Source organism: Euzebyella saccharophila (assembly GCF_014855495.1).
GTDB lineage: Bacteria > Bacteroidota > Bacteroidia > Flavobacteriales > Flavobacteriaceae > Euzebyella > Euzebyella saccharophila.
In genome coordinates, this window is the sequence record NZ_JACYFJ010000005.1 from 111,491 (window position 1) to 138,206 (window position 26,716).

Consider the following 26,716-nt stretch of genomic DNA (forward strand, 5'->3'; position numbering starts at 1 on the left):
ATGAAAACACTAAAATTAGTATTAATCTGCTTTTTGGCACTTAGTTATTCTGTCAGGTCTAATACCGACCCCATCGATAAAAAAGGTAAAAAGAAACCTAGAAATGTAGTTTTTATCTTAACCGATGATCACAGATATGATTATATGGGATTTACAGGTAAGGTACCTTGGTTAAAAACACCGCACATGGATAAACTTGCTGAAGAAGGAGCCTATTTTTCCAATGCATTTGTAACTACTTCTTTATGTTCACCTAGTAGGGCTTCTATATTAACAGGACAATTTTCGCACTCCCATACCATTGTAGATAATCAGGCACCTGACCCGGGTAACTTAACCTATTTTCCACAGTATCTTCAAAAAGCGGGTTATCAGACAGGCTTTTTTGGAAAATGGCATATGGGTGACCATGGGGATGAGCCCCAACCAGGATTTTCGCACTGGGAAAGTTTTCCCGGTCAAGGGGTGTATTACAACCCCACTTTAAATATTAATGGAGAGAGAATTGCTTATAAAGATTCTACCTATATTACCGATTTGCTAACGGACCATGCCATAGATTGGATGAAGAATAGGGATAAGGAAAAACCCTTTTTTCTATATCTCTCCCACAAAGCTGTGCATGCTGCCTTTAAACCCGCCCGTAGACATAAAGGTACGTACGCGGGTAAGAAAATTGACCTTCCTTCTACTTACGACCAGACTAAAACAGGCGCCTATAAAGATTTAAAATGGCCCCAGTGGGTAGCTGATCAGCGAGTAAGTTGGCATGGGGTGGATTACATGTACCATGATAATAGGGATATTCATGAAATGGTGGTGGATTATTGCGAAACCCTTTTGGGGGTGGATGAAAGTGTTGGTGCCGTTATGCAATATTTAAAAGATGAGGGTTTGGATGAGTCCACTCTAGTCATTTATATGGGAGACAATGGGTTTAGCTGGGGAGAACACGGTTTAATAGATAAACGCCATTTTTATGAAGAGTCCGTAAAAGTTCCTTTATTAGTTAGGTGTCCTGAAATTTTTGACGGGGGCGTAAAACCAAAGGCTATGGTACAGAATATTGATATTGGTCCTACCGTTTTGGCTGAAGCGGGAGTAAAACAACCTGAACAAATGCCTGGGGTATCTTTTATTCCTATTTTGTCCGGAGACAAAAACGCACCAAGAAGAACTGAGGTTTTTTACGAATACTTTTGGGAATATGACTTTCCCATGACCCCAACGGTTTTTGGTATGCGAACGGATAAATACAAATACATGAAATTTCAAGGTATCTGGGACCGTAATGAGCTTTACGATTTGCAGAATGACCCAGATGAAATGTACAATTTAATTGCAGACCCTGATAAACAGGACATTGTTAAATCCATGTCCACTGCCATTTATGATTGGTTGGAAGAAACCAAAGGAATGCAAATACCCTTAAAAAGAACTATTAAATATAGGTATGGGGATTATAAGCATCCTAATGAATATTGATACTATACTGCCCCAGAAAATCTGGGGCTTTTTTTAGTACAAAATTTAATTACCTATTGTTCTGCTTAGCTCTCCCTTATTGGTGAATAAGTCAATTTTTTCAATATGCTCATTTAATTGAATAGTTCTAGTTGATTGCGATTGGAAGGTGTTCCCATAATAGAATTCAATTAACCTCTTGCTGCCATTTTTGTATGCCACCTTAGCCTTAACTTCATTTGGTTTGACTCTCAGGCTCTTAGTTATATTATTTCTGTTGGCCTTGAAAATCTTTAAGGAGTCGTTATTTTGGGAAGCAATAATAATGTTAGTGTCATTTTTGGTGTTCAAGTGAACCAGACTTTTGCCATCACCAGGAACAAAAAACTGCGATTCTGCAAGAGAAACGGTTTTAAATTGTCCTTGCCCTTTATTTATTAAAACAACTCCTACCAAGGCATCTGCGGGACCTTGTTGTACTTCCATACCAAAATCATTACCAATTAACATCAAGTCCATTAGGGTGTCATCATTCACATCATAGGGTAGAATACCAAAAATTGGTGCGAGTTGTGCAGATACTGGAAGAGAATGCATTTTAAATTTGCCATCACCCAAGTTTTCTATCCAAGAGCTCTTCATGTAATTCAATGAAAGTACTTTTGCATCATTAAGTAAACCATCTGAAAACATTTCTGGTAGGGTTGATTCTCCAAACTCCCCAAACGAATTGAATTTTTTCCTAATTCCTACATATTGCTTGGTCACGTCTTGCCACGGATGGTACAGATACTCCTTTTTTGTACCTATGCTATCTCTCAAAAAATATGAAATAAGAGGGTCTATAGATCCATTATTGTCCAAATCCTTGGCATAGACTTTTACTGGCTCTTGAGGTGTGGCCTTAAAGTTGATATTTTCTCCCACATTACCGGCTATATAATCCATATCTCCGTCATTATCTAAATCTACAGCAGCAAGACTGTTCCACCAACCCGAATGATCAGCAATACCAGAATCTTCGGTAATTTCAATCAATGCCCCTTTATTGTTTCTAAACAATCTTAAAGGAGCCCATTCAGATGCAAGTATTAAATCTGGCCAATTATCATTATTAAAATCTGTCCATAAGGCATCGCTAATAAGGCCTGGTCTTACTAGTTGTTTTGATACTTTGGCCGTTGCATCAACAAATTTAGGTGTGCCATTGGCGCTTTCATTTTTTAGAATGTAGGATCGATCAGCCATTGGATATGCAAAAGGAAGTACCCGGCTTCCTATAAATAAATCCAAATCTCCGTCTCTATCATAATCCGCGGCCTTTACGGAAGATGCATTGCTTGTAAGCGTTGGTAGCGCAGTATCTGTTTGCTCAAAATTGCCCTTTCCATCGTTTATCAATAAAACATCTTGATAATAAATATGTTTTTCAGGGTACTGTGCACAGCCCCTCGCTATATATAAGTCTAAATCCCCATCATTATCAGCATCGAACAAAAGGGTTCCCGCATCCTCCTCCTCAAGATTTTCCGAAGTTTTGTAGGCTACTTCTTGTTGAAGAAAAGTGCCATTGTCTTGTTGGATAAACCATTTTTCCTTAAAATTTCTACTTGAAGCGACAAACATATCATCCAACCCATCGCCATTAATATCGCCAACGGACAATGCGGGGCCATATTGCGAAAATTTATGGGGCAAGGTTCTCTGAAAGTTAAAGTCAATAAAATCAATATCCCTACTAAAGTGTTTAAGGTTTACGGTATCCGAAACTTTCGTAAATAGAGGGGTTGACTTTGGGGCACTGTTTTTTTGGTTTTGTATATTATTAGGATTATATGTGATTTGGTAGATGCTATCAGCTTCTATTTCATAATATGTTTGTTTTTTTGTATTGGGCCAAGTTATAATAACACTATCTACTTTCAGTCTCCGGCCCAAGCCAAAGTGCAAATTACTCTCCGGTTGCGACAAATAGCCTCTACCCGAGAGTAGTGTTTTTTTCTGCCTAATGCTATCCATAAAAATCTCAACAGTTGAGCCTATGGCTTGCCTATTAATTTTTTCTCCAATCAGCTTTATCCTTACATAATGATTGATGTTCTCTCCTGAATTGGATTTATTTTCTAATAACAGTGCATTACTATTAATGTTGTTGACAACAAGGTCAAGATCACCATCGTTATCTAAATCTCCATAAGCGGCACCACTGGAATAAGTAGGGAAGTTGAGACCCCAAGAATCGGTAACATCGGTAAATTCTAAATTACCCTCATTCTGAAACATGAAGTTGGGTATCTTAATTTCTGGAATTGCCTCAATTAATTTTTCCTTACTTACAAGTCTGCTAGCTGTTGATCTAAAATCCCCAAAATCTCGGTCAGTTACATCTTTTGGAAAACCATTGGTAATGAACAAATCTTGTAGACCATCATTATCATAATCGGCAAATAGGGGAGTCCAGCTCCAATCTGTCTCTTTTACATTGCTATGCATTGCAATTTCACCAAAAATGGGGAGGCCTGTTTCTGGATTTATACCATGGCTTGTTTGCAAGGTATTGCGAGTGTATTGCTTTTCGTAATCGTATTTTTTGGTAAAAATTTCTTTTTGGTAACTACTTGGACCTTGAAAGAGCTTTTTTCTCTTGTTGTAGTACGGCTGCATTTCTGTGGTGTACAGTTCTAAAGACCCGTTATTGTCAATGTCCGCAATATCGCTACCCATAGAGGAAAGGCTAAAATGTTTGAACATATCCCTGGCTCTATTGGTAAATGTTCCATCTTGATTATTGATGTACAATAGATCATTACTTAAAAAATCATTGGCAACATAGATATCTGGCCAACCGTCCTCATTAAAATCATTAATTACCGTACTATGACTATACCCATGATACCTAATTCCAGCCTTGTCCGATACATTGATGAAAACTTGTTGTTGAAGGCTATCATTATACGTGTTTTCATATAATCTATCCTTGCTCATAGAGGTGCCATCATCTTCAAGAGGTCTAAATTCAGTGGGGTCAATTCCTTCTATCCTGTTTACGCCTATGAACAAATCTAAATCACCATCCCTATCGTAATCAAAAAACTGGGCGTGGGAAGAATATGTATCATCGTCAAGACCAAATGATTCAGATAATTCTTTAAATACCGGTATGCCACTATCGTTATTTCCCTGATTTATGTACAACAGGTTTTTGCGTCTGGAGTCTTGCTTTCTAAAGGTATTACAAACATAAATATCCAATTTTCCATCAGCGTTAACATCCACCAAAGTAACGCCGGAAGACCATAGTAGGGAATCAGTTTTCTGAATTTTTGAGAGACTTGATATATCTTCAAACTTTAAATTTCCCTTATTTAGAAATAGTTTATTTGCTACCTGATTTCCAGCAAAAAATATATCATCCTGCCCATCACCATTTAAATCACCTAAGGCCACACCTGCGCCATTATAAACAAATTCGTTGTCGATTATATTAATAGAGTCATTTTCAGCCAATTGATTGTTGAATAGTAAACCTGACACTTGGGAATCAACTTGTACAAATTTGGATACTGGCTTTTTTTCCTCACAATTAATGAGCAAAAGAGCAAATAGACCAAGAGCTGGAAAATAGCTGATATATTTCATGTAATTGAAATTAAATAATTAGGTAGATAGTCCTGTAGGACAAATATGAAAGAACTAAGGTTAAGAAACAAAAAAAGCCGCTCTCAAGAGAGCAGCTTTAGTTGATTTAAGAATTATTTTAATACCCCGGATTCTGAGTTAGAACTCCAGGTTGTAAATCTAATTGAGTTTGTGGTATTGCCCTATACTCATCTTTACCGGGGGTAAATTGAGCTCCTGAATAGGCGCTTTGCAAATACTGCACTTCGTAGTCCAAGTATTCATTGATCTCTTGATCAGCAATTCCCCATCGAACCAAATCAAAAAATCTGTGGCCTTCTCCCGAAAGTTCAAGTTTTCTTTCAAAATATACCGCCTCTCTTGCAGATTCGGGAGTTGCAAATTGAGATTCAGGGTATTCAGCGATTACATAATTAGCTGCGTCAGAACCATCATCATTCTTAATCCAGAATTCTGAGTTAGCAGCCCTTTCTCTAACCATATTAACATAGGTACGAGCTTGTTCCAAACTTCCTGCTTCTATTTCTGCTTCCGCAGCCATTAAAAGTACATCAGCATAACGAATGATAGGATAATTCATGGTAGCGTAACCCCTTGTCCATGAGCTGGTATCAGTAAATGATCCATCTTGACCGGCGTAATAAACAAATTTCTTGGGAGAATAAGGCCCCCCATAGCTTTGCACTCGAATCCAAGCTTGCCCTGGATGTGGTTTCCAACCCAAATAAGGAATATCTCTTCTACCAACGGAAAAGTCAATTCTTGGGTCTAAAGGACCGCTATCGGGAGTAAAAGCTTCTGTAGATGCAATTCCCATATCGGTAACAAGTTCATTTTCTGGATCTCTATAAGACTTGTCAAGAAGCGGTAGTCCCTCCGCAGTAGTTCTAAACGAGTTTGCTAATTCAAAGCTAGGTTGAAAGAAACCACAGCAATCCCCTGGACCTTCAACTCCAGTAAGATATGGATAGTTCAAATCGTCAAACCAGTTAGCATTACGTACACTACCGGTAGCGTTGGAAGATTCTACATCCATAATTGTTTCATTATGGTTATCATTCTCTGCATTGAAAATCTCTGGGTAACTGGGCAGCAAAGCAAACTTTTCTCCATTATAATTTACCCCGTTTGCAATAAAATCGTCGAACCATTCTTTGGCCTCGGCGTATTTACCTTGGTATAATTTAGCCTTACCCATATATGCCGCCGCCGCCCATTTATTTACTCTTCCGGCATCGGTTTGAACTGACAAATTATCATAGGCAAATTGAAAATCAGCTTCAATTTGAGCCCAAGCATCACCGTTATTTGGAATTTCGGGAATTTCTTCAGTAGGTACATTTTCGTCAAAAACAACGATGTTGTTAAATTGTTTCTTTAAATCGAAATAAAAGTGCCCTCTGAGCATTCGCGCTTGAGCTCTTACACTAGTGGCTTTCTCAGTGGTAAGCGCATCTAGGTTTTCTTCAACAGTTCTTAAAACTACATTACAACGATTGACACCTTCATAACGAGCATTCCATAATTCATTGATTTCAGCGAATGTGGCATCAGCTTGAAACCTTTGAAAGGTTGCAAGGTTTGCTCCGTCACCTGGATCGGTTCCTTTATTTGCATCTCCGCCCAAAATTGATCCAGTTAGCCAGTTGTTAGGTGTTGAACCCCTGTTTCCTGTTAATGCACCATTTAGCATTGAATATGCACCTATTAAGAGGCCGTCAATTCCATCAGCAGTACTTACCTGTGCATCAGCCAGCACGCCTGTAGGAGGAACCTCTAGAAACTCATCGCTACAAGATAGAATAAGTCCAAGCATTAGCGCAAAAACAATTATTAGCCTATTTGTATTTTTATCTGTTTTCATAACTTTTTTCTATATATCGTTTTACAATTGATATTATCATCTTCTTAAAATTTAAATTCCAATTTCAAAGTTGATTAAATATTGGGGGGAAACAGGATAATTACCAATGTCTATACCGAAATTAGTATCAACGCCACCTCCAACTCCTGGGTCGATACCTCCATAGTTGGTAATAGTCCAAATATTGTTAGCGGCCAGACCTATTTTTAATTTAGTCAAACCCAATCTTTCCGTCAATTCTCTAAAATCGTATGATAGACCTATGCGTTGTAAGCGCACATAGGTTCCGTCTTCTACATACCACGAATTACCCACAGTATTTGTACTAAAATTAGAGGCACTTTCCCATCTGGGCGCTACTGCGTTATTACCTAGTTCTGGTGTCCATGATTTAAAAGCGGCAGTACCTTTGGCCGCTCCTTCAAAAGTACCATAGAAATCAGTGTACCATTTAGTTTGATTCCAAATCTCATTACCTATTGAGGTGTACCAAAATGTCTCAAATTCTAATTGCTTGTATTTTAGATTAAGAGTTAGACCTCCCGTAAAATCAGGTACAGGGCTACCCAAAAATTTTCTGTCGTCTGGAGTTATTCTTCCATCTCCATTAACATCCTCATATTTAAACCTTCCTAAACCTTGTCCGTCTTGCGCTGGTAAAGTTTCTCCTTCATCATTGACATAAACGTTGGCGTCAACCTCGGCCTGTGAATTAAAATAACCTATAACATTATATCCGTAGAAAGCTGATAAAGATTGGCCAACGGCATTTCTAGTTGCTCGTATATCCCTTACAGCAGGGCCATCAAAAAAATCTAATCCAGGTGCAAGGGATACAATCTCATTATTTAAGAATGCCGCCGTTACACTGGCTTCAAAGGTAAAGTCATCAGCTAAATTTCCTCTTCCTATGATTTCAAAATCTATTCCTTTATTGGACATTTTTGCTATGTTAACCGAAGGGGCCGCCGCAAAATTTCCTGTTACTCCAGGAAGAGGCAATTGATAAAGTAGGTCTTCTGTATCTTTCTTCCACCAATCGAGGATAAACTCAAGTCTGTTATTAAATAGGCTTAAGTCAAAACCGATGTTTGTACTAGTACTTGTCTCCCACTTTGCATTAGGATTTCCAATACGGCTAGCAGCAAACCCTTCATCTGCACCGGAAGCTTGGCCAGTAGTTTGATAAAATGTACCTCCTCTGTCAGATGCGTAAAGTGAGTATTGGTTATTTGGATTAACATTGTTTGAGTTACCCATTTGGCCCCATCCACCACGAATTTTCAGGTCGGAAATAATATCTTGGTTTTGTAAAAATGGTTCTGCAATAACTCTCCAGGCACCTGATACAGCAGGAAATACCCCATATCTATTATTGCCACCAAATCGGGAGGCACCATCTCTACGTAGAACGCCTGTAAGGTAGTATTTCTCATCAAAATTATAATCGAGTTTGCCAAAAATCGAATAAAAATTTACTCCCTTAAATTGGCTACTGTTGACTACTGGATTTTGTACAACACTCAGGCTTTGGAAATCTACATCAGTCGAAAACGGATTAGTACCAGAACCATTGATGTTTCTACCTTTTCCTGTATTTAAAGCTTCTACACCAGCCAATGCTTTAATTCGATGTTTCCCAAATGTCTTATCGTAACTAGCAGTATTGGTAAAAGTCCATCCAAAAAAGTAGCTACTTCCTTCACTAAAACCATTATTTGCCTGTGGCTCGGCATCTCCAAGATATCTATAACTGTATGACACATAATGTGAATTATTATAGGTTCCACCAAGGCTTGAGCGTAGCGTTAAACCATCGATAGGTTTTAATAGAACGTATACGTTACCGGTTCCCCCAATTCCATAGGCCTGATCATTTCCATCATCGTTTTTCAAAACTCTTACAGGGTTTCTAGGGTTACCGAAACCGGCAGCTTTAGTACTTGCAAAACTGCCAAATTCATCATAGACAGGTATTATCTGCGACATACGAATGGCATCGGTAATACGCGATTCGTCATCAGCTCCACCAATGCCACCTTCACCACCGAACCCTCCTGTAACGGATCTATAGGTAACTTGAAAGTTTTCTCCAATACTGAGCCATGGAGCAATATCCCATTCAGAATTAAATCTAGCCGTATACCTTTCAAAATCATTATTCAATAATATACCAGCTTGAGTCTGACCTGATATACTTGAATAGAAGCGTCCATTATCGGTACCGCCATCAAAACCAACGGTGAACCTACTTATAGGTGCAATCCTAGTGATTTCTTTATACCAATTAGTTCCCGCCAAATTGGACTTGATCAAAAATGTATTCTCTGGGTCATTCTCATAGTTTTGTGCTATTTCTGCAAAATTAATTTCACTTGCTGAAACACCGTTCAGTCCGTCTGCATATAAGTACTCCGGTAATACTGGGGTAGGATTGGACCCATATTGTGGATGATTGTAAACTACAGGGTCTCCGCTTACTGCGGCATTATTCTCGTACGCAATATGGGTATATCTGGCCTGGTCAAAGGGGCTCAATGTTTCTATTGCTCCATTGGAATTAGGGTCGCTGACACCGCTAGAAATGTTAATTGTCATTTCTGTTTTACGTTTACCTCTTGAACCGGATTTAGTTGTGTAAACAACAACCCCGTTGGCAGCTCTAGCTCCATAAATAGAGGCAGCCGCCGCATCCTTAAGTACTGTGGTGGTAGCAATATCATCAGGGTTTAGAAACTCGGTATTGCCAACAGGTAATCCATCAACGACATATAGAGGCTCATTACCTCCAAATGCACCAAACCCTCGAATTCTTATTTGGGATGTCGTCCCTGGTTGACCGTTTGTTAAAACAGTTACACCTGCTACCCTACCTTGTAATTGTTGTTCTACATTACCCGATGGTATGGCTGCTAATTTTTCAGCTTGTACAACTGAAACGGCTGCCGTGGTTTCTCGCTTAGTTTCTGTTTGATAACCGGTTACGACCACCTCTTCTAAGGCAGCTGCATCTTCTGCCAAGGTGATAGTAATCGTCGATTGTCCGTTGACGGTCACTTCTTGTGATTTGAAGCCTAAATAACTTATCACAAGAGTAGCTTGTGAATCTACTTCTAGACTGAAATTTCCATCGAAGTCGGTTTGGGTGCCATTTGTGGTTCCTTTTTCAAAAACGTTGGCTCCAGGAAGGGGAACACCCTCACTGTCTAGGACGGTTCCTGAAACGGTTGACTGAAAAATACTTACTGAAATTCTATTTTCAGGTTCGGGATTCGCTAGAGTCGCTTGGGACCCCAGCATTAAAATCGATAAAAGTCCTAATCCCGCGAGGGAGTTTTTTCCCTTGGACTTTAACGAATCATAAACGAGTTTTTGATTCATAATAATTGTTGTTTGTTAGTTTTAATTGAATTGAGTTTTTACTGATTTTTCAAATTCTAGACGACAGCAAGAGTTAAGAAAACCATAAAACAAGTGTAATGATAACAAAATTTTATGATAATTTAAGGTCGTTAATGTGAAAATGTAAATTTTTAAAAATATGTTTTATACTTTTAAAAATTATGTGATTCTTTTAAATACCCGAATTTGTTGAGGTTATTGCAGTAAAAGACGTCCTAATTTGTCAATTTTAGTTTTAGGCTAATTCGGTTTGCAGTTTATATTTAAAACATATTTTCCTACATTTTTTAAATTTCTTACTTGTTGTTTTTGAGCCTAACTTTTTAAATAGAAGAAGGATGATTTTAGGGTGTTTTAGAGCAAATTAAGAAGGAAGTGGTAGCGTCCATTAGCTTAGTAAAGAAGATATAGTGGGAGCCTCCGTCCTGTATTTTGTGTTTGCTCCTTATTTCTTGAACTGATAGAGGAAAGTTTCTTGTGCTAATGTTGGCTTTTATTCCTTTTAGCTCTCTCTGAGATTTTCTATTGTATGGTAAGAACTTTTCAATTCTAAATCTTCTTCCAGGAAAGTGTATGATGTTTTCTGAAGTATAGAGGTGGCTATTCTCATGTAATTTGTGAATACCCAGTTGTTGACTGATGATTTTGAAAGCACCGGATTTTAGAATTGCAGAATTTGGTTCATACAGATATTGTAACGGATTTGAAAATGTTGCCGTTGCTTCTTGTTCATCCTTATAGTCAAATTGAAATTGTTGTACGCCTTTTTTGTGAATGTTTACAGTCTCAATGGTGAGTTCTTTTAAAGCTTCTTTTTTAATTAACCATAAGAGTTCTTTGACCTCATTTTCCACAGCCACAATATGAATCTCATGAACATTGGTGAGTTCTTTTAGTCCTAAACTAATATCTAAAAGCGGAGATGTCTTTATTAGTACTTGATTGGATTTATTTAAAAGTAATTCTAGATTTTCGATTATATCAGGAGTGCAATCCTGTAACATAAAAACCTTCTTTTTTAAGGAATCTCTTCTGGATGGGTCAACGAAAATAGCATCAAATCGCTCTTTTGTCTCCCTCAAAAACTCTATTCCGTTTTTATTTAGGGAAATGATGTTGTTTGCTCCAAGTTCCTTAAAATTATGACGTGCAATCACCGATAGATTTTCACTGATTTCACAATGGATTATTTTCTCAAATTTTTTACTGAAAAAGTAACTGTCTACACCCAATCCTCCGGTAAGGTCTACGAGTGATTTACCTCCTAAAATTTCGGCTTTGTATTTTGCCGTAATTTCAGAGGATGTTTGTTCAATATTAAGTTTGTTGGGGTAGTATATGTTGGCAGATTTTGACCAATGGGGAAGTTTTTTTTTAGTCTTGTGATATGCTTCAATTTGCTCAGCTAATTCTTTATTGGAAACATCCTCAAAAAGTGGTTTTTTTAGCAAAACCGACACAGTGTCAGTGTGTTTTGAATTTTTTATAAAATTCTGTACACCAGTCTTTAAAATATTAGTATTCAAATCTTAACTATAAAGTTTTGGTGAGTGATTTTACTAGCTTGTTTTCGGCTAAAAATTCTTTCAAAATGACCTTTATAGCGGTATATCCCGGTACGGCAATGATCATTCCTACTACCCCAAAAAGTAATCCGGCAATAATTATGATAAGGAAAATTTCTAGTGGATGGGATTTGACACTATTAGAAAAAATAAATGGTTGTGAAAAGAAATTATCCACCAATTGGCCTACAACCAAACCAATTAGAACATAACCTGTTTTAGGTAGTATTACGGTGCTAAAATCCATGCCTAAATTGCTGGTCATAGTCAGGACGATCATAATAGCTCCGCCAATAATTGGGCCGACATAAGGAATGATGTTAAAAAGGGCACATAAAAAGGCGATAACAATGGCGTTTTCTATACCCACAATTAACAGGGTGATAGTGTAAATGACAAAGAGGATGAATATCTGTAAAAGGAGCCCTACAAAGTACCTTGAAAGTAGGTTGTTAATTTTGTCTATGGAGTTTACAGTGCCAGTTTCCTTGTTTTGTGGAACAAACGCCAAAATTCCCCTTTGAAAGAGGTTGCTGTCCTTTAAAAAGAAAAAAGAAATGAACAAAACGGAAAACAATCCTATGCTTGCTGTGCTGAGAACATTTAGAAAGGAATTTAGAAAATTGGGGATGAACCCAATATCTAGCCTGTCTACCAATGTCTTTTCCAGTTCGCTTTCTTGCAATATTTCGCCAACCACTTCGGGTGATGCGCCAATATATTCAGTAATTTCAACGTAAAGGGTGTTGATGTTTGCCTGTAGTTTATCTATATCCAATAGGGCCAAGTTTTTACCTTGTTCAGAAATTAGTGGCACAAAAAGCGAAATGATGCCGGCCAATATGGCAACCATGAAAATCATGGTGAGGATAACGGCCAGGGTGTTGGGTAGTTTAAGCTTTCGTCTCAAGAAAAGAACAATGGGTCTACCTATCAAAGCAATAACGGCTGCAATGGCCAAATACGCAATTACGGATTGAATTTGCCATAAAAAATAAAGTACTAGTACAACTCCCAAAATAATTCCTACGGCCCTTAAAATTCCTTGGGAAATCATTTTAGAATTTATTTTTCTCTCTGGTGTCTTGCTCATCTTGTTTTTCGCTTTTACAGGCGGTTAGTTTTTAAAGACGTATGAAATGATATTTGCCCCCATTTGCAATGCCTTTTGTCTAACATCCTCTGGGTCATTATGAACAGATGGGTCTTCCCATCCATCACCTAAGTCACTTTCTGTTGTGAATAACAAAATCAACCTGTTTTCTTGAAAAATACCCAGCGCTTGAGGACGTTTTCCGTCGTGCTCGTGAATTTTCGGTAATCCATTTGGGAATGGAAACGAACTATTGAAAATAGGGTGGTCTCGACCAATTTCTTCTAACTCTTGGTTAGGGAAAACCTGTTGCAGCGCTTTTTTTAAATAAGGAGCCATTCCATAGTTGTCGTCTATATGCAAAAAGCCTCCCGAAAAAAGATAGTCCCTAAGGTTTGCAGCTTCTTCCTCCGAAAAAACTACATTGCCATGTCCCGTCATATGTAGAAAGGGGTATTGAAAAATAAGCGGACTTCCTACTTCAACGGTTTGAGGTTTTTCATCCAAAGCGGTTTGAATATTGGTATTGCAGAATTTTATAAGATTGGGAAGTGCGGTAGGGTTGGCATACCAATCACCACCGCCTTTGTACTTTAAAATAGCAACCTCCTGGGCTGTAAGAGTGAGAAAAGAAAAAGAGGTCAACAATAAGCTGATTAGCAATAGTTTTTTCATAGTAGTTTGACCCTTTGGTTCAATAACTCAAATGTATGAATAGTGTCTTTAAAAATCATCCTTCGAAATAAAACAATTAAAAAGCTTGGAACGCTATTTTTCAAATGAAACATTTTTTGCTGTACAGCTTTTAATACATCTGGGCTAGTGAATTTTTAATTTTAAAATTCTTATTGTGAGAATGTTAATTGCGGTCTTTGAAAGTAATACTTTCCGTTTGTATTGTCTTAATTCAAACTTAGTGATTTCAAGAAATAGGTTGGTTAAATTTGATTTTTAGCCATTATTGATGAGGTTGACCGTTGTGCAAGCGACCAAAGCCGCTGTCTCCGTTCTTAACCTACTATCCCCTAAGGAAACTGGCAAAAAGCCCCTTTCCTTGGCGCTTTTTATCTCCTGCGTACTAAAATCCCCCTCAGGTCCAATTAAGATGGTGATATCTTTGTCCGGGGCCACTCTACGCTTGAGTTCAACTTTTTCGTCTTCCTCACAATGCGCGATAAATAAAAGCCCACTGTGTTCTTTTTTCAGGAAGTCGTTATAGCTAATGGCATCATTAAGTATTGGAAGGTAGGTGCGTAAACTTTGCTTCATAGCGGAAAGTAATACCTTTTCCAAGCGTTCTTTTTTAACCGTTTTTCTTTCGGAGTGTTCACAAAAAATAGGGGTGATTTCATTGATACCTATTTCTGTGGCTTTTTCTAAAAACCACTCAAATCGGTCATTGGTTTTGGTTGGTGCCACGGCCATATGGAACCAATGCATTTTTTGATGTTTTTTTTGTGCTTTGAGTACTTGTGCCTTGCACCTTTTGGGTTCGGAAGAAATGATTTCCGTAGTGAACAGAAAGCCTTTACCGTTGGTTACCATTAGTTGGTCGCCAACCTTCTTTCGCAATACGCGTACTATATGTTTGCTCTCTTCTTCGGGAAAAGTAAATTGACTAACACTTTGGTCTAATTGCGGATGGTAAAACAGCTGCATGGTTATAGGTTTATCAAATGGGTTGCTCTGCTTGGGTGATAGTATATCTGGCCTTGGCGCTAACGGATGAATTGGTGAAATTGCCTTTTTCGTATTTGAGCTGGCCAACGATACCGATCATAGCGGCATTATCCGTACAATATTCAAATTTTGGAATAAAGGTTTTCCATCCTTTGTTTTTCTCGGCCATTTTTAGGGCTTCCCTAATGCCGGAATTTGCAGAAACACCTCCTCCAATGGCAATTTGTTTTATGCCGGTTTCTTTGACGGCTTTTTTAAGCTTGTCCATCAGAATATTAATAATCGTAAATTGTATGGAGGCGCAAATATCCGCTATGTTCTCTTTTATGAAATTTGGGTTTTTGGCCGTTTCCTTTTGTATAAAATAAAGAATACTTGTTTTAAGGCCGCTAAAGCTAAAATTAAGACCTACTACCTTTGGTTTGGGAAAGGTAAAAGCTTTTGGGTTTCCTTCTCTGGCATATTTATCCACTAAAGGTCCGCCAGGGTAAGGTAGGCCCAAAATCTTGGCACTTTTGTCAAAGGCCTCGCCCACGGCATCATCCAAGGTTTCACCTAAAATTTCCATATCAAAAAAATCCTTTACAAGAACCACTTGAGTGTGTCCTCCACTAATGGTCATGGCCAAAAATGGAAATTCGGGCATTTCATCATTTTGCCCCTCTATAAAATGCGCTAAAATATGGGCTTGCATATGGTTGACTTCTATAAGCGGGATGTCTAATCCCAGTGCCAAGGATTTGGCAAACGAAGTACCTACCAATAAAGATCCCATTAATCCAGGTCCCCTTGTAAAAGCTATGGCAGATATTAGTTTTTTATCGATATTTGCCTTGTTCAAAGCCTGATGCACTACAGGTACAATATTCTGCTGGTGCGCTCTTGATGCAAGTTCAGGTACGACACCTCCGTATTCCTCATGAATTTTTTGTGTAGCGGTTACATTACTAAGCACTTTTTTATTGCAAAGTACCGCCGCAGAAGTATCGTCACAAGAAGATTCAATGGCCAGAATATAAATTGATTTATTTTCCATTTAGTTTGGAATAATAGTTGAAAGGCAAAGGTAAAACATATTGACCCTATCAAAAAACTAAGAAAAATACTGGTTAGGACCCTTTTGGTGCTTCTTGTTATCTGTGTCCTGGGTACGCTGGTTCTTTCTTTGCCCATCGTTCAGACTAGGTTTGCACAGTATGCCACAAATACGCTTAACAAAGATTTTGACGTAAATATTACCATTGAAAAATTGCGAATTTCCCTAATAACATGGGATACCAATTTGCAAGGTGTCTTTATTGAGGATTACAAGAAAGATACGCTTTTTCATATTGATAGGTTAACAACTTCGGTGCTTAGTATGCGTAATTTAACCAAAGGTCGTCTAGAATTTGGTGATATTGCTATTGACCGGTTAGACTTTAAGCTAAAAACTTACAAGGATGACAAGAACACCAATCTTGAAGTTTTCATAGATAAATTGGACGATGGTAAGCCCAGAAAACCTGGTACTGATCCATTTTATTTCTCTTCCTCACATATTGATATAGCAAATAGCAATTTTAGGTTGTTGGATGAAAACTTTGAAACAGAGGAAATCCTGAATTTTAGTAACCTGAACATTGTTGCGGATGATTTCTTGATTTTGGGACCGGAGGTTAGTGTTGGCATCAATGATATGTCATTTGCAAGCCAAAGAGGTATTGATGTAGCTCACATGGCCACGGATTTTAAATATACCAAGCAGCGAATGAGTTTTGATTCACTCTTAATTAAAACTTCGGGTTCACATCTGAAAGGACAGTTGGAATTTAATTATGAGCGAAAAGACTTTGCAGATTTCTTGAACAAGGTGAAAGTTGATGCAGAGTTTGAAGAATCTGCCCTTGCCTTTGATGAAATTAATATGCTGTACAACCAATTTGGGAGCGGTAAAGAGGTAAATTTTTCTACACGGGTTAGCGGCGTTCTAAATAATCTAAACACGGAAGAACTCTTTCTTCAATCTGATAATACGGGTATAAGAGGAGATTTTAATTTTAGGAACCTTTTTACACGGTCCAAGCCATTTGTGATGATGGCGAGCATGAAAAATGTAACTTCCAGTTATTATGAATTAAGATCGCTAATGCCCAACATATTGGGGAAATCCTTGCCGTCTTCCTTTCAAAAATTAGGTCAATTCACCATTCGTGGCGATGCCACAATTACCGAAACTTCTATTGATGCCAAAGTAAATTTAAATACGGCCATTGGAAGTAGTTATGCAGACCTGCAGCTCACCAATGTAAATAATATTGATAATGCCACCTACAATGGGTTTGTAAGCTTGATCGATTTTGATTTGGGTGAATTTGTGGAAAACAAGCGTCTAGGCAAAACCAGTTTGGATTTTAATGTAGAAGGACAGGGCTTTGTACAAGAGACCTTGAATACGGAGGTGATTGGAGAGGTATACTCGGTGAACTTCAATAATTATGACTACAGTAATATCAAGGTTAGTGGTATCCTCAAGGAACAATTATTTGATGGTACGCTGTTAAGTAATGATGAAAATCTAAAATTCAGTTTTAAAGGGTTGGCAGATTTTGGAGAGGACCGGAATGATTTCAACTTCATTGCGTCCGTGGATTATGCAGATTTGAACAAACTCAACTTTATAAATGATAGTATTTCCATTTTCAAAGGAAATGTGAATATGAACATCACAGGAAATACACTTGATAACTTGGTAGGGGATGTCAATTTTACCAAAACTGTTTTCCAAAATCAGAATGACACTTATTATTTTGAGGATTTTAAGGTTTCTTCAAAGTTTGAAAGCGATACTACACGCGTGATAGATATCAACTCACCGGACATTATCACTGGATATATGAAGGGCAATTTTCGTGTTAAGGAGTTGGGTAGGCTGGTACAAAACTCTTTGGGTAGTATCTACACCAATTATAGGCCTTTTACCATTTCCGAAGGGCAGACCTTGGCATTCAACTTTAAAATATATAACAAGATTGTAGATGTTTTCTTTCCGGAAGTTCGGTTTGACCCAAACACTTTTATCCGCGGAAATATCGTTGCTGATGATGGCGACTTTAAACTTAATTTTAAATCACCAAGCATTGTGGCCTATGGCAATGAGGCGGATAGTATTGATGTGAAGATAGACAACAAAAATCCTCTTTTTAATACGTTTGTCTCCGTGGGGGACTTAAGGACCAGTTATTATGATGTTCAGGATTTTAAGCTCATTAACACAACGCTAAAGGACACCTTGTTTTTCCGTACGGAATTTAAGGGAGGTAGTAATTTCAATGACAGCTACAATCTCAATTTCTACCATACTTTTAACAAAGAGAATAAATCGGTCATCGGGCTCAAAACCTCAGATGTCAGTTTTAAGGGCAATACATGGGTGTTGAACAAAGAAGGTAATGATAAAAATAAGGTAATCATTAACCGCACTTTGGATAGTATCAATATTGAGGAAATTGTCATGAACAATAGCGAGGAAGAGCAAATAAGGCTTCGCGGTGAATTGGCGGACTCTACGTACAAAGATCTGCAGCTTCAATTTAAAATTGTTTCCCTCAACAAGATTACACCGGCCATAGATAGTCTTAAATTACAGGGCGAGGTAAATGGAACCTTAAATATTCTCCAAAGGGATAATGTTTATCTGCCCTCTTCCAATTTAGGAGTGGAGGATTTTTCCATAAATGATATTCGGTTAGGGGATCTTTCCTTGGGTATTGTCGGTAATAAGGATTTAACGGATTTCGTAGTCAATTCTCAGATAACCGATCAAGGTAGGGAGAAACTGGGTATTGTTGGGAATATCTTGAATCAGGGCGATATGCCCGAGGCCAAGCTTTTGGTGAATTTTGAAGATTTTGATCTTGAGCCTTTCGCTCCCTTGGGCGAGGATATTATTAGTAATATTAGAGGGGATGTAAGCGGAAATGCGCGTATAGACGGCCCTGTGGACAATCCCGAGTTTAGTGGTATCCTTACCTTGGATAATGCCGGTATTGGTATACCCTATCTTAATGTGGATTATAATTTTGCACAGAATTCCAGGGTTAATTTAACCAAGCAAACATTCGATTTTGATAATATTAGGGTGACCGATGTTGCTAAAAATACCAAAGCCACCCTTGATGGAACCATCAGTCATTCGTATTTTGATGATTGGATACTTGATTTAAATGTTGATACCAACGACAATAGACTTCTTATTTTAAATACGGATTTTGAGGAAGAGGTCTTATACTATGGTACAGGGTTCCTAAATGGGAAGGGCAGGATTTTTGGGCCTACCAATGCACTGAATATTAATGTGGAGGGAAGTACGGCTCCCGGTACTTCTTTAAAAATTCCCTTAAGCGATGTGGCTACCATAGGGGATTATTCCTTTATAAACTTTGTTGAAAAGAACGGTCATAACAAAATAGAAGAGACCAGGGTTTTGGATGAATTTCAAGGGTTGGAATTAACATTTGACCTTGATGTTACCCCTGATGCCGAAGTAGAAATTGTAACCGATACCAGAACAGGTAGTTCCTTAAGAGGTAGTGGAGTAGGTATTCTTTTAATTCGGATCAATACGCGAGGTGCCTTTGAGATGTACGGAGATTTTGTTGTGGTAAACGGCCAATACAATTATAAATTTGGAGGAGTAATCAACAAAACATTTCAAGTAAAACCAGGGGGAACCATTGTTTGGGATCGTGAGCCCTTAAAAGCTACATTGGATCTGGAAGCGGTGTATTCCCTAAATGCCAATCCCGCACCTTTATTGGACAATCCGGGTTATACCAGAAGACTTCCAACAGAAGTAGTCATCAAGCTCACAGATGACCTTGAAAGTCCGGATATTGAATTTAATATAGATTTTCCCGGTACCAACTCCATCATCAAATCGGAGTTGGAATACCGTCTACAGGATCCTACCGTAGAGGAACAAAATGCTCTTGTTCTTTTGGCTCAAGGTTCATTTGTTAATGACCAGACAGGTATTAACCAACAGGCGGTGACCGGTAATTTATTGCAATCGGCTTCAGGATTGTTGAATCAGGTATTGGGAGATAATGATAATTTTAATTTAGGGCTATCCTATGAGCAGGGGGTTTTGGACCGTAATGCGGACTTTCAAACAGAGAACCGGATTGGATTTACAGTATCTACACAAATAAGTGATCGCGTTCTCTTCAATGGAAAGGTAGGGGTGCCTATTGGTGGTACAACGGAAACCGTGGTGGCCGGGGATTTTGAAATTCAGTTACTGCTGAATGAAGAAGGAACCTTAAGTGCTAAGTTCTTTAATAGGGAAAGCGAAATCCAGGATTATTTGGCAGATAGGTTTGGCTACACCCAAGGAGTGGGTCTTCAATACGAAGTAGACTTTAATAGTTTTCGTCAGTTATTTCGTTCCATACTTAAAAGGGAAAACAATCAAACTCCCGACAAAGAAAAACTACCTTCACCAGAATCCACGCCTACTGCGGTAATGGGGCGTGATAGTTTACTGCGGTTCTATCCCAAGGATAAAAGGCTTAAAAAGTAATTTTATTAGCTTTCTTGCGACTAAGTAATTGTAGCCCTTTAACTGAGTATTTAAGGCTTTTTGGGAATGTTCTAACTACAAATTCTTAAAAATTAGACCATTTGGGGAGTGTTCAAGAAAGAAATTTAGGATTGCGTGGCAGAAAGTGTGAAGTTTACAACGATTTCGTAACAATCTTTGACATAAATTTGATATAGATCTGTCTGCAAGTTTCAAATAAGTTTGTTATTATTGCAACTTAGTTTTTTTTAATGATTTCAGAGATAAAAAAGATAGGCGTTTTAACGTCTGGAGGCGATTCTCCGGGCATGAATGCGGCCATCAGATCGGTGGTGAGAACTTGTGCCTACATGAAGGTAGATTGTGTTGGAATCTACAGAGGGTATCAAGGAATGATTGAGGGCGATTTTAAGCCTATGGACGCAAGGAGCGTCAATAATATTATCAATAAGGGCGGAACCATATTAAAATCTGCTCGTTGTGATGATTTTAGAACTCCCGAAGGGCGTAAAAAAGCATACGAACAACTAAAAGCCGAAGGTATTGATGCCTTCGTAGTGATTGGTGGAGACGGAAGTTTTACCGGAGCCATGGTCTTTGGTCAAGAATACCACTTTCCAATTATAGGTATACCGGGTACTATTGATAACGATATTTTTGGTACTTCCAATACGGTGGGGTATGATACTGCCATGAATACGGTAGTTGAGGTGATTGATAAAATCCGCGATACCGCAAGTTCCCATAACAGACTCTTTTTTGTAGAGGTTATGGGTAGGGATGTGGGTCATATTGCTTTGAATACAGGTGTTGGAGCAGGTGCAGAGGAGATTTTGATTCCTGAACACAACAGAGGGCTGGAAAGGCTATTGGAGTCCTTGAAGCGTAGCAAGAAATCAGGTAAGTCTTCCAGTATAGTGGTTGTAGCCGAAGGTGATAAGACCGGAAAGAGCGTTTTTGAACTTAAGGAATATGTAGAAAAGCACTTACCTATTTATGACGTGCGTGTATCCGTGTTAGGGCATATGCAGCGTGGTGGAGCTCCTTCTTGTTATGACAGGGTCTTGGCAAGTAGAATGGGTGTTAAGGCGGTTGAAAGCCTATTAGAGGGCCAAACCAATTTTATGGTTGGTGTTCAGAACAACAAAATTATATTGACCCCGATTAGCAAAGCTATTAAGGGTCATACAAAAATAGATAAGGAACTTATTAGAGTTTCTGAAATAATGACAACGTAATTAATTCTAAAAACAAAAACACATGTCAAACTTAAAAATAGGAATTAACGGATTCGGCCGTATTGGAAGATTGGTCTTTAGGGAAACCGTTAAGAGAGAAGGTGTAAACGTAGTAGCTATCAATGACCTTTTGGATGTTGAGCACTTGGCCTACCTTTTAAAATATGATTCTGTACACGGTAAATTCGACGGTACAGTAGAAGTTGAAGGTGGTAACTTAATTGTAAACGGAAACACTGTAAGAATTACCGCAGAGCGTGACCCAAAAAGTATCCAATGGGATGCTGTTGGTGTTGAAGTGGTTGCAGAGTGTACAGGTATCTTTACAACTTTGGAAACTGCTCAATACCATATTGACGGTGGTGCCAAAAAAGTGGTTATTTCCGCTCCTTCCAAAGATGCTCCAATGTTCGTAATGGGGGTTAACCATAAAGATGTTAAAGCTACGGATACCATCGTTTCCAATGCATCTTGTACTACTAACTGTTTGGCTCCATTGGCTAAAGTATTGAATGATAACTTTGGTATTGCAGAAGGTTTGATGACTACCGTTCACGCAACTACTGCTACACAAATGACCGTTGATGGTCCTTCCAAAAAAGACTGGAGAGGTGGTAGAAGTGCTATGCTTAATATTATTCCTGCTTCTACAGGTGCTGCCAAGGCCGTGACTAAGGTGATTCCTGCATTGGAAGGTAAATTAACCGGTATGGCATTTAGGGTTCCAACGGCTGATGTTTCAGTTGTTGATTTGACCGTAAAATTGGAAAAAGAAACTTCTTACGAAGAAATCAAAAAAGCATTCAAGGAGGCTTCTGAAGGCGAATTGAAAGGTGTTTTAGGATATACTGAGGAAGCTGTTGTTTCTCAAGATTTCGTAAGTGATAAACGCACAAGTATCTTTGATGCAGGTGCCGGTATCGAGTTGAATTCTAAATTCTACAAGTTGATAAGCTGGTATGACAACGAAGCCGGTTTCTCCAACAAAATGGTAGATATGGTGCAACACGTTGCTAGTTTATAATATTTAATGTATTTGCTATGGAATCCTGAAAGTGGGCGAAATTTGCTTATTTTCAGGATTTCTTTTTTAAACGGTTTATATGATTTTAATTGTAGATAGCGGTGCCACAAAATCTGATTGGATAGCCCTTGATGAAAATGGGGAACAGCTCTTTTTGACCCAAACGCTTGGGTTGAGCCCAGAAGTACTTACCCGTGAGGTTATCGAGGATAGGTTGGCCAATAATTTTGAGCTTTCCAAGAACAGAAAAGAGGTTACCAGATTACATTTTTACGGTGCAGGTTGCGGTACGGAAAGAATGAAAAAGTTTTTGAGAAATATCTTCAAGGATTTTTTTCCCAATGCCGTGGCCGATGTTAAGGAAGATACGTATGCTGCCATTTTTTCAACTACGAAAATCGGTCATCAAGGAATAGTTTGTATTCTAGGTACTGGGTCCAATTGTAGTTATTATGACGGGCATCAACTTTTTCAAAAAGTGGTTTCTTTAGGTTATATACCTATGGATGACGGGAGTGGTAATTTCTTTGGTCGTAAATTGATCAGAGATTACTATTTTCATAAAATACCCCAAGATTTGGCCATTAAATTTGCCAAGGAATACGATTTGGACCCAGACGTCATCAAGGAGAACCTATACAAGCAACCTAATCCAAATACGTATTTGGCCACTTTTGCCAGATTTTTAATCGAGAACAGAGCACACCCATATTGTAAGGGGGTCATCGATAAAGGGTTTCAGCAGTTTGTAAATAATTACATTATGCAGTTTGAGCTTGCCACCAAAGTACCGATCAACTTTGTGGGCAGTATTGCACATTACTTAAGGGAGGAACTGGTTACTGTATTGGAAAGAAATGATTTAATCGTAGGTGTTATACGCCAAAGGCCTATTGAAGGGCTCATGGAATTTCATAGAGAAACACTCTAACGATTGAGTTATAAATAATGGAAAAAGGCCTTCATAGGGGCCTTTTTTGTTTTCTTGGGGTAGGCTAAATTATTCAACAGCTATCATCGATATTTCCACATTTACGAATTTAGGAAGATTGGCAACTTCAACTGTTTCTCTGGCTGGACCGGTTTCTTCGTTAAAGTAAGAACCGTAAATTTCATTTACATTGGCAAATTGCTTCATATCGTTTAAAAAAATACTGCTCTTGACCACATTTTCAAAGGTCATACCAGCTTCTGTAAGTATGGCTTTCAAGTTTTCCATACATTTTCTTGTCTCGGCTTTAATGTCACCTTCTATTAGTTTTCCGGTTTCGGCATCCAGCGGTATTTGCCCAGAAATATATAATGTGCCCGCAACAAGTACTGCTTGGTTGTAAGGTCCAATAGGCGCTGGGGCATTTGAAGTATTAATAATTTTCTTTTCCATGTTACAATTATGTTATCGTTGACTTCTGTTTTCCCATTTCAAATCACTTAGGATGGAGCTCTTGATTCCAATGAAGAAGTACCAGCGCGTATAGGTTCCAAAGGGGGTCCAGTTAAAGTTCATTCTAAAACTTTTTAAATCCCTTTCAAAGCGTAATTGGGTTAAGGTAAAGCCCTTGTTCTTAAAATCATACCCGGAAGACCCACCAACTTTCCATCGGGGAGATAGTTCTATATCTCCAGAGAACATGAGGGAGTGACTGCTAAACTCATTTTGTCTTGCGGAGTTCAAATAACTGGCAGAGTAGGCCAGTCTAAAGTTCCAAGGTATTTTGGTGGCGTAGGGTGGGTTTTCAATATCCTCATCTTCATCCCTTTCGCCATATCTATCTTCCGGTAATTCATTATTGTAATTGTCAGAACGTCCAAATAGGTCGTCATCACGTCCACCACTTTGGGCTACGTAATCATAAGCACCCGGTTCCTCTTCATCATCCTCTGAATCTTCTTTTTTCTTTCCAAAAGTCTCACTGTCAATAGAATATCCAATGTTGATATTGGCCTGTGTCAATCTAAAAAGGCTTCCGCCGTTATCTATATTAAATTTATCTACCCGGCGACCGTTGTTGTCTATCGCATAAGGATCTAGACCGGCCGAAAAGTTAATGGACATTTTATTATTCAGGATGTTGGTTCCACCATTCACCCTAAGAGGACTGAGTTTTAGGGAGTCAGATTCAAAGTTATATCCAGTTGAGATATTGAAGTTGTTCAAAATAGAAACTTTCTTGGCTTCGGTGGCAGTCGAGTCCTTATCCGTTACTTTCGCTTCTAAGGTATTGGCCAAGGAGAAACTTAAACTGTTGGATTTTCCAAGACTAGGCGCACCGTTCAATGTTCCTTCAAATCTACTGTACTGTACCACTTCGCCTGTGTCATTATTTAAATATTCATCATAAAACTGATCAAAGGAAGGCGCGTATCCATAACTTAAAGAGGGCCTCATGACGTGGCGTATGGCCTGTATTTTCTTCTCCTCCCCAAAGTTAAACGTTCCGTAAAGGGTGGTACCTACACTGGCGCTCAAGTTGTATTTATTGTATCTATCAAAGCCTGGTATGGTATCCCTTACCACTTCACCAACCTCACCATTGGTTCCTAGCTCATACCTCTGACGGTAGGTTTCCAGCGTCCACACATCCTCATAACTCCCTCCCATACTAACGCTGAAAAATTTGGCAACCTTAAAGTTCGTGCTAATTGGCAAACGGTGCCTAGCTCCAATTTTAGCTTCGTCAAACATGGCGGCGGTCAAAAAGTCCTCATCATTGGTGGTAAGCTGATTTCTCGCATTCACATCATACTGAAAATTGATGTTCTGAATTGCCCCTTTTTTAATGCCCTCCCTTTTGGCAAAGGGGAAAATACGCTCCATACTTGCCTGAAAGGTAGGCAGGGTCATCTGTATGTTTTTTAAATCTGGGTTTTCCCTAGCCGAGGCACTCGTGTTTTGTGAGTGTGAAGCGGTCAAACTCATGTTTACAGATGGGTAGTTGGGAAATGTTTTAGAGTATGAAATGGATGATGATAAGGTGTTGTTTTGTGTTAGCGGCAAGTTTACTTGGTTTAGCGAGTTTTGGTAATAGGAGCTACTACCTAAGTTCACATTTGCCGAGAACTGAGAGTTGGGGCTTGCTTTTGTGTCTTGGGAATGGGACATCTGAAAATTCCAGATCTTTTGATTGCTATAGTCATCAAAACCCCTTTGGCTGGTTACCAAGTTTTCATACCTGAAATTAATATTTCCCCTGTATTTGTATCTTTTGGTGTAGACCGTTGCCGTTCTAAAACCATAACTGCCATTGGTGTAAAAATCACCGGTTACGGTCAAATCCGCATAATCGCTAAAGGGTAGGTAATAACCTCCATTTTGCAGAAAGTAACCTCTATTGGGGTCGTTACCAAAAGTTGGCATCATTAAACCTGCAGTTCTACCTACCGTTAGCGGAAAATAAGCAAAAGGCAATGCAATGGGTGTGGGTACGTCCGCAATGTACAGATTACTAAAACCAGCAATTACCTTTTTCTTAGGTACGAACTTAGCTTTCCTAACCCTTATGTAATAATCCGGGTTGATGGTGTCGTTCGAGGTCGTAATTTTGGCCTCGCTCATAAAGTAAACGGAATCGTTTTCCTTTTTTGTGGTTTGGGCATAAACTTTCATTGCATCACTACCCAATTGTCCAAGACCTGCTTGCTGTTCCGTACGTGAATTAAAAATCAGGGCTTTTTCCGTATCAAAGTTAAACCTGATACTATCCGGTTTAACCTCATTGTCCCCTTGTTTAAAGTAGGGTAGCTGGGTATAGTTGCCCAAGGAGTCCTTGATTCGGCCCGCATAGACCTCGTTTTTCACATAATCCATTACGATGATTCCGGCTTTTAACTCCGTATCTTGATAATAAATTTCTGCTTCGTTATAGAGATAAATTTTTTGGTCTTTTTGGCTCAGTTTTACGTAATCTTTAGCCTTATATTTTATTTTATCCAACAAAACAGAAGGCTGTTTTGGCACGGTATCTGCTTGTAGGCTATCGTTTTTAGCTTGGTTTTGGGTAAGCGGATTGGGAATTAGTGGCGCTATTAAGGTATCTTTCTCCGCTTTAATGGGTAACGGTACTATACCGCCTTCTTGGGCAGTTACCGAAAAAGTGCCCAGCAATAGCAATGCCATGAAAAGAAAAAAGTGTATGTTTGATTGCAAGGCTATATATCCTATTTTTGTAAGCGATTGGCTTGGC

At 38.7% G+C, this 26,716-nt stretch carries 15 protein-coding genes; 5 read left to right on the forward strand and 10 right to left on the reverse strand.

The features are described from left to right. Entirely contained in the window at nucleotides 1-1,485 is a 1,485-nt protein-coding gene (locus tag IL355_RS14870) for a sulfatase family protein (RefSeq protein WP_192462911.1), read from the forward strand. A 45-nt stretch (nucleotides 1,486-1,530) separates the two neighbouring features. Here IL355_RS14870 and IL355_RS14875 read toward each other — a convergent pair whose 3' ends face one another. The 8 genes from IL355_RS14875 to tsaD all read right to left on the reverse strand — a co-directional run bounded on the left by IL355_RS14875 (nucleotide 1,531) and on the right by tsaD (nucleotide 15,743). Then, a complete protein-coding gene (locus IL355_RS14875) occupies nucleotides 1,531-5,103 on the reverse strand; it encodes a VCBS repeat-containing protein (RefSeq protein ID WP_192462912.1) in 3,573 nt (1,190 codons plus the stop codon). Between the two features lie 118 nt (nucleotides 5,104-5,221). After that, nucleotides 5,222-6,967 (reverse strand): RagB/SusD family nutrient uptake outer membrane protein, encoded by a 1,746-nt coding sequence (locus tag IL355_RS14880; RefSeq protein ID WP_192462913.1) that lies wholly within the window; start codon nucleotides 6,965-6,967, stop codon nucleotides 5,222-5,224. A 51-nt stretch (nucleotides 6,968-7,018) separates the two neighbouring features. Then, nucleotides 7,019-10,348 (reverse strand): SusC/RagA family TonB-linked outer membrane protein, encoded by a 3,330-nt coding sequence (locus IL355_RS14885; protein ID WP_192462914.1) that lies wholly within the window; start codon nucleotides 10,346-10,348, stop codon nucleotides 7,019-7,021. 365 nt (nucleotides 10,349-10,713) lie between these two features. Continuing rightward, entirely contained in the window at nucleotides 10,714-11,829 is a 1,116-nt protein-coding gene (locus IL355_RS14890; protein WP_317175504.1) for a THUMP-like domain-containing protein, read from the reverse strand. 73 nt (nucleotides 11,830-11,902) lie between these two features. Further along, nucleotides 11,903-13,003 carry an AI-2E family transporter gene (locus IL355_RS14895; RefSeq protein ID WP_192463087.1) on the reverse strand — a complete coding sequence of 367 codons (1,101 nt, stop codon included), beginning with the start codon at nucleotides 13,001-13,003 and terminating at the stop codon, nucleotides 11,903-11,905. Nucleotides 13,004-13,051: 48 nt separating this feature from the next. Further along, nucleotides 13,052-13,702 (reverse strand): DUF4159 domain-containing protein, encoded by a 651-nt coding sequence (locus tag IL355_RS14900; protein ID WP_192462916.1) that lies wholly within the window; start codon nucleotides 13,700-13,702, stop codon nucleotides 13,052-13,054. Nucleotides 13,703-13,978: 276 nt separating this feature from the next. Further along, nucleotides 13,979-14,686 (reverse strand): 16S rRNA (uracil(1498)-N(3))-methyltransferase, encoded by a 708-nt coding sequence (locus IL355_RS14905; RefSeq protein ID WP_192462917.1) that lies wholly within the window; start codon nucleotides 14,684-14,686, stop codon nucleotides 13,979-13,981. A gap of 13 nt (nucleotides 14,687-14,699) precedes the next feature. Further along, entirely contained in the window at nucleotides 14,700-15,743 is a 1,044-nt protein-coding gene (gene tsaD / locus IL355_RS14910; protein ID WP_192462918.1) for a tRNA (adenosine(37)-N6)-threonylcarbamoyltransferase complex transferase subunit TsaD, read from the reverse strand. Nucleotides 15,744-15,791: 48 nt separating this feature from the next. Here tsaD and IL355_RS14915 point away from each other — a divergent pair, with 48 nt between their 5' ends. The 4 genes from IL355_RS14915 (at nucleotide 15,792) to IL355_RS14930 (ending at nucleotide 23,463) form a co-directional block, all read left to right on the forward strand. Then, the gene (locus tag IL355_RS14915; protein WP_449401712.1) at nucleotides 15,792-20,270 is read left to right on the forward strand and encodes a translocation/assembly module TamB domain-containing protein; all 4,479 of its coding nucleotides are present in this window, start codon (nucleotides 15,792-15,794) and stop codon (nucleotides 20,268-20,270) included. A 251-nt stretch (nucleotides 20,271-20,521) separates the two neighbouring features. Beyond that, nucleotides 20,522-21,508, forward strand: coding sequence for a 6-phosphofructokinase (gene pfkA / locus IL355_RS14920; protein WP_187456885.1), 987 nt, complete (start codon nucleotides 20,522-20,524; stop codon nucleotides 21,506-21,508). 22 nt (nucleotides 21,509-21,530) lie between these two features. Further along, nucleotides 21,531-22,532, forward strand: coding sequence for a type I glyceraldehyde-3-phosphate dehydrogenase (gap, locus tag IL355_RS14925; RefSeq protein ID WP_192462919.1), 1,002 nt, complete (start codon nucleotides 21,531-21,533; stop codon nucleotides 22,530-22,532). Between the two features lie 79 nt (nucleotides 22,533-22,611). Continuing rightward, nucleotides 22,612-23,463: an N-acetylglucosamine kinase gene (locus IL355_RS14930; protein WP_192462920.1), complete on the forward strand. Its 852-nt coding sequence runs from the start codon at nucleotides 22,612-22,614 to the stop codon at nucleotides 23,461-23,463. A 69-nt stretch (nucleotides 23,464-23,532) separates the two neighbouring features. Here IL355_RS14930 and IL355_RS14935 read toward each other — a convergent pair whose 3' ends face one another. Both IL355_RS14935 and IL355_RS14940 read right to left on the reverse strand, forming a co-directional pair. Then, nucleotides 23,533-23,916, reverse strand: a complete 384-nt coding sequence (locus tag IL355_RS14935; protein WP_192462921.1) for a RidA family protein — start codon at nucleotides 23,914-23,916, stop codon at nucleotides 23,533-23,535. A 12-nt stretch (nucleotides 23,917-23,928) separates the two neighbouring features. Next, the gene (locus IL355_RS14940; protein WP_225621269.1) at nucleotides 23,929-26,649 is read right to left on the reverse strand and encodes a putative LPS assembly protein LptD; all 2,721 of its coding nucleotides are present in this window, start codon (nucleotides 26,647-26,649) and stop codon (nucleotides 23,929-23,931) included. Nucleotides 26,650-26,716: the final 67 nt, after the last annotated feature.

Excerpts from the sequence above, each read along its gene's own strand:
- IL355_RS14870 (WP_192462911.1), top strand. The coding sequence starts at position 1 with ATGAAAACACTAAAATTAGTATTAATCTGCTTTTTGGCACTTAGTTAT.
- IL355_RS14875 (WP_192462912.1), bottom strand. The coding sequence starts at position 5,103 with ATGAAATATATCAGCTATTTTCCAGCTCTTGGTCTATTTGCTCTTTTG.
- IL355_RS14880 (WP_192462913.1), bottom strand. The coding sequence starts at position 6,967 with ATGAAAACAGATAAAAATACAAATAGGCTAATAATTGTTTTTGCGCTA.
- IL355_RS14885 (WP_192462914.1), bottom strand. The coding sequence starts at position 10,348 with ATGAATCAAAAACTCGTTTATGATTCGTTAAAGTCCAAGGGAAAAAAC.
- IL355_RS14900 (WP_192462916.1), bottom strand. The coding sequence starts at position 13,702 with ATGAAAAAACTATTGCTAATCAGCTTATTGTTGACCTCTTTTTCTTTT.
- IL355_RS14905 (WP_192462917.1), bottom strand. The coding sequence starts at position 14,686 with ATGCAGCTGTTTTACCATCCGCAATTAGACCAAAGTGTTAGTCAATTT.
- tsaD (WP_192462918.1), bottom strand. The coding sequence starts at position 15,743 with ATGGAAAATAAATCAATTTATATTCTGGCCATTGAATCTTCTTGTGAC.
- pfkA (WP_187456885.1), top strand. The coding sequence starts at position 20,522 with ATGATTTCAGAGATAAAAAAGATAGGCGTTTTAACGTCTGGAGGCGAT.
- gap (WP_192462919.1), top strand. The coding sequence starts at position 21,531 with ATGTCAAACTTAAAAATAGGAATTAACGGATTCGGCCGTATTGGAAGA.
- IL355_RS14930 (WP_192462920.1), top strand. The coding sequence starts at position 22,612 with ATGATTTTAATTGTAGATAGCGGTGCCACAAAATCTGATTGGATAGCC.
- IL355_RS14935 (WP_192462921.1), bottom strand. The coding sequence starts at position 23,916 with ATGGAAAAGAAAATTATTAATACTTCAAATGCCCCAGCGCCTATTGGA.
- IL355_RS14940 (WP_225621269.1), bottom strand. The coding sequence starts at position 26,649 with ATGGCATTGCTATTGCTGGGCACTTTTTCGGTAACTGCCCAAGAAGGC.